The sequence below is a fragment of the Streptomyces sp. NPDC059567 genome, from assembly GCF_042735655.1.
Taxonomy (GTDB): Bacteria; Actinomycetota; Actinomycetes; order Streptomycetales; family Streptomycetaceae; genus Streptomyces.
Map to the genome: position 1 here is coordinate 18,646 of NZ_JBHWBS010000083.1, position 4,069 is coordinate 22,714.

Sequence of the window (4,069 nt, forward strand, 5' to 3'; positions counted from 1 at the left end):
GGGCGGGGGGGTGGGGCCCCGGGCGGGGGGGCGCCCCGCTCACACCTACCCCGGGTTTTGGCCCCCGGGGGCGGGGGGGCCGCCGGGGGCCCCCGCGCCCGTATCGTTGTTCTGTCCCGTGTACACGCAAGGAAAGGCCCCCGCCACGATGGTGCAGATCAAGACCCCCGAGCAGATCGCGAAGATGCGCGAGGCGGGGCTGGTCGTCGCCGCCATCCACGCGGCGACCCGCGAGGCGGCCGTGCCGGGCGCCACGACGAAGGACCTGGACGAGGTCGCCCGCAAGGTGATCGCGGACCACGGGGCGAAGTCGAACTTCCTCGGGTACGGCGGCTTCCCCGCGACGATCTGCACCTCGGTGAACGAGGTCGTCGTCCACGGCATCCCGGACGAGAAGACCGTCCTCAAGGACGGCGACATCATCTCCATCGACGCCGGTGCGATCGTGGACGGCTGGCACGGCGACGCCGCGTACACGGCGTTCGTGGGCTCGGGTCACGCTCCGGAGCTGATCGAGCTCTCGCGGGTGACCGAGGAGTCGATGTGGGCCGGCATCGCCGCGATGAAGGCCGGCAACCGGCTGGTGGACGTCTCCCGGGCGATCGAGACGTACATCCGCCGCCAGCCGAAGCCGGGCGGCGGCAAGTACGGCATCGTCGAGGACTACGGCGGCCACGGCATCGGCACCGAGATGCACATGGACCCGCACCTGCTGAACTACGTCTCCCGCAAGCGCGGCAAGGGCCCGAAGCTGGTCCCCGGCTTCTGCCTGGCGATCGAGCCGATGGTCGCGCTCGGCACGCCGCGCACGGAGGTCCTGTCGGACGACTGGACGGTCGTCTCCACGGACGGCACCTGGTCCTCCCACTGGGAGCACTCGGTGGCCCTGACGGAGCAAGGCCCCCTCGTCCTGACGGCCCCCGATGGCGGCAAGGCCAAGCTGGCCGAGCTGGGCGTCGTGGCGGCGCCGGATCCCTTGGCGTAGCCGGAGGGGCCTACGCGTGACGCCCGGCCCCCGGCCGGTGGACGGAGTCCGCCGCAGCGGACCGAAGCTTGTGAGGCGCCCCCGGGCGGCGAGCCCGCGAGGGCTGCGTCGGGAATCGGGTTGGCGGCAAGGCCAAGCTGGCCGAGCTGGGCGTCGTGGCGGCGCCGGATCCCTTGGCGTAGCCGGGACAGGCTGCGGCGTGGCTCCTTGCGTAACGATCTTCCGTGGTGGGCAAACTTCCCGGATTCGTCTTTTCCAGGTGCCTGACGTAGACTGATGCGTCGGCTCTCGTGTACCCGTGTGTCCGCATTCGGGATCGAGAGTCGATCAAGGTAGCCGATTCGAAAGGCGAAGCGTGGCCAAGAAGCAAGGTGCCATCGAAATCGAGGGCACCGTGATCGAGTCCCTCCCGAACGCCATGTTCAAGGTGGAGCTCCAGAACGGTCACAAGGTCCTCGCGCACATCTCCGGCAAGATGCGGATGCACTACATCCGAATCCTTCCGGACGACCGGGTCGTCGTGGAGCTCTCTCCGTACGACCTGACGCGTGGCCGGATCGTCTACCGCTACAAGTAGATCTTGCCCGCACCCCGCCTCCGCGCGCGGGTGGTGGCACTGACCCGGAGAACCTCACACCCATGAAGGTCAAGCCGAGCGTCAAGAAGATCTGCGACAAGTGCAAGGTGATCCGCCGTCACGGTCGGGTCATGGTCATCTGCGACAACCTGCGCCACAAGCAGCGCCAGGGCTGACGCACGCCGACCGACCTGCATTTCGCAGTTCTTCGCGCGACGCAAGCAGTACGTACATACGCAGAGCCCGCCCAGCCCGCAAGGGTCGGCGGCACCTCCGGCGGGGGCCGGGGACCTGATTCGTACCTCATACGGCGAATGAGGAGCGGCTTTGCGGAAGACCCCCGAACACACAGGAGCCATTGAATGGCACGCGTTTCCGGTGTTGACATCCCGCGCGAAAAGCGTGTGGAGATCGCACTCACCTACGTCTTCGGTATCGGGCGCACCCGGTCCAAGGAGATCCTCGCCTCCACCGGCGTGAACCCGAACACCCGCGTTCGTGACCTGGCCGAAGAGGACCTGGTCAAGATCCGCGAGTACGTGGACGCCAACCTCCAGACCGAGGGTGACCTCCGCCGCGAGATCCAGGGCGACATCCGCCGCAAGATCGAGATCCAGTGCTACCAGGGCATCCGTCACCGTCGTGGCCTGCCCGTGCACGGTCAGCGGACCAGCACGAACGCCCGTACCCGCAAGGGCCCGCGTCGCGCCATCGCCGGCAAGAAGAAGCCGGGCAAGAAGTAGTCCTCAGCGGACGCTTGACCACACGGTCTTCGCTGTAGGACCGACCACCTCCCGTAGGAGATATAGATGCCCCCCAAGGGTCGTCAGGGCGCTGCCAAGAAGGTGCGCCGCAAGGAAAAGAAGAACGTCGCTCACGGCCACGCGCACATCAAGAGCACGTTCAACAACACGATCGTCTCGATCACGGACCCCTCGGGCAACGTGATCTCCTGGGCCTCCGCCGGCCACGTCGGCTTCAAGGGCTCGCGCAAGTCCACCCCGTTCGCCGCGCAGATGGCCGCCGAGTCGGCCGCTCGCCGCGCGCAGGAGCACGGCATGCGCAAGGTCGACGTCTTCGTCAAGGGTCCGGGCTCCGGCCGCGAGACCGCGATCCGCTCCCTCCAGGCCACGGGCCTCGAGGTCGGTTCGATCCAGGACGTCACCCCCACGCCGCACAACGGCTGCCGTCCGCCGAAGCGTCGTCGCGTCTGACGCACGACCGGCAACGGTCGAAGTGAGGGTTGGGCGGTACGGCTCTTCGGAGGCGTGCCGCCCGTACCCTTGGTAGTACCTCTGTCGGACGTCAAATAGTGGGCGTCCACAACCGAAGGATTCACACCATGCTGATCGCTCAGCGTCCCTCGCTGACCGAAGAGGTCGTCGACGAGTTCCGCTCGCGGTTCGTCATCGAGCCCCTGGAGCCGGGCTTCGGCTACACGCTCGGCAACAGCCTCCGCCGTACGCTCCTCTCCTCGATTCCGGGTGCGGCGGTCACGTCCATCCGCATCGACGGTGTCCTGCACGAGTTCACCACCGTGCCGGGCGTCAAGGAGGACGTCACCGACCTCATCCTGAACATCAAGCAGCTGGTCGTCTCCTCGGAGCACGACGAGCCGGTCGTGATGTACCTGCGCAAGCAGGGTCCCGGCCTGGTCACCGCTGCCGACATCGCCCCGCCGGCCGGCGTCGAGGTGCACAACCCCGACCTGGTGCTCGCCACGCTCAACGGCAAGGGCAAGCTGGAGATGGAGCTGACCGTCGAGCGCGGTCGCGGCTACGTCTCCGCCGTGCAGAACAAGCAGCTGGGCCAGGAGATCGGCCGTATCCCGGTCGACTCCATCTACAGCCCGGTCCTCAAGGTCACCTACAAGGTCGAGGCGACCCGAGTCGAGCAGCGCACCGACTTCGACAAGCTCATCGTCGACGTCGAGACCAAGCAGGCCATGCGCCCGCGTGACGCCATGGCGTCCGCCGGCAAGACCCTGGTCGAGCTGTTCGGTCTGGCCCGCGAGCTCAACATCGACGCCGAGGGCATCGACATGGGCCCGTCCCCGACGGACGCCGCCCTCGCCGCCGACCTGGCGCTGCCGATCGAGGAGCTCGAGCTCACCGTTCGTTCGTACAACTGCCTCAAGCGTGAGGGCATCCACTCCGTGGGTGAGCTCGTGGCGCGCTCCGAGGCCGACCTGCTCGACATCCGCAACTTCGGTGCGAAGTCGATCGACGAGGTCAAGGCGAAGCTGGCCGGCATGGGCCTGGCCCTCAAGGACAGCCCGCCCGGATTCGACCCGACCGCCGCCGCCGACGCCTTCGGCGCCGACGACGACGCGGACGCGGGCTTCGTGGAGACCGAGCAGTACTGACCGCCTCGCGCGGACTGATACCTGCTGCGGACCGGCTCTGGCCGGTCGCGCAGTTCCCCGGGGGGGGCGGCGGGGGGGGGGGGGGGGGCGCGGGGGCGCCCCCCCGCCCCCCCCGCGAGCCGAAACTATAAAAAACAAACCC

6 protein-coding genes are annotated in these 4,069 nt (G+C 68.2%); all 6 read left to right on the top strand.

Annotated features, from left to right (window positions below; genetic code table 11):
* The first annotated feature begins 148 nt into the window (after positions 1 to 148).
* The 6 genes from map to ACFVZW_RS28500 all read left to right on the top strand — a co-directional run bounded on the left by map (position 149) and on the right by ACFVZW_RS28500 (position 3,927).
* On the top strand, positions 149 to 985 hold the full coding sequence (gene map / locus ACFVZW_RS28475; RefSeq protein WP_384526984.1) for a type I methionyl aminopeptidase: 837 nt from the start codon (positions 149 to 151) through the stop codon (positions 983 to 985).
* Between the two features lie 355 nt (positions 986 to 1,340).
* Complete coding sequence (gene infA, locus ACFVZW_RS28480; RefSeq protein ID WP_003956442.1) at positions 1,341 to 1,562, top strand: translation initiation factor IF-1; 222 nt, start codon at positions 1,341 to 1,343, stop codon at positions 1,560 to 1,562.
* 62 nt (positions 1,563 to 1,624) lie between these two features.
* A complete protein-coding gene (rpmJ, locus tag ACFVZW_RS28485) occupies positions 1,625 to 1,738 on the top strand; it encodes a 50S ribosomal protein L36 (protein WP_003956441.1) in 114 nt (37 codons plus the stop codon).
* 186 nt (positions 1,739 to 1,924) lie between these two features.
* A complete protein-coding gene (rpsM, locus tag ACFVZW_RS28490) occupies positions 1,925 to 2,305 on the top strand; it encodes a 30S ribosomal protein S13 (protein ID WP_005313488.1) in 381 nt (126 codons plus the stop codon).
* Between the two features lie 66 nt (positions 2,306 to 2,371).
* The gene (rpsK, locus tag ACFVZW_RS28495; RefSeq protein WP_003956432.1) at positions 2,372 to 2,776 is read left to right on the top strand and encodes a 30S ribosomal protein S11; all 405 of its coding nucleotides are present in this window, start codon (positions 2,372 to 2,374) and stop codon (positions 2,774 to 2,776) included.
* Between the two features lie 128 nt (positions 2,777 to 2,904).
* Positions 2,905 to 3,927 carry a DNA-directed RNA polymerase subunit alpha gene (locus tag ACFVZW_RS28500; protein ID WP_069171149.1) on the top strand — a complete coding sequence of 341 codons (1,023 nt, stop codon included), beginning with the start codon at positions 2,905 to 2,907 and terminating at the stop codon, positions 3,925 to 3,927.
* Positions 3,928 to 4,069 lie beyond the last annotated feature (142 nt).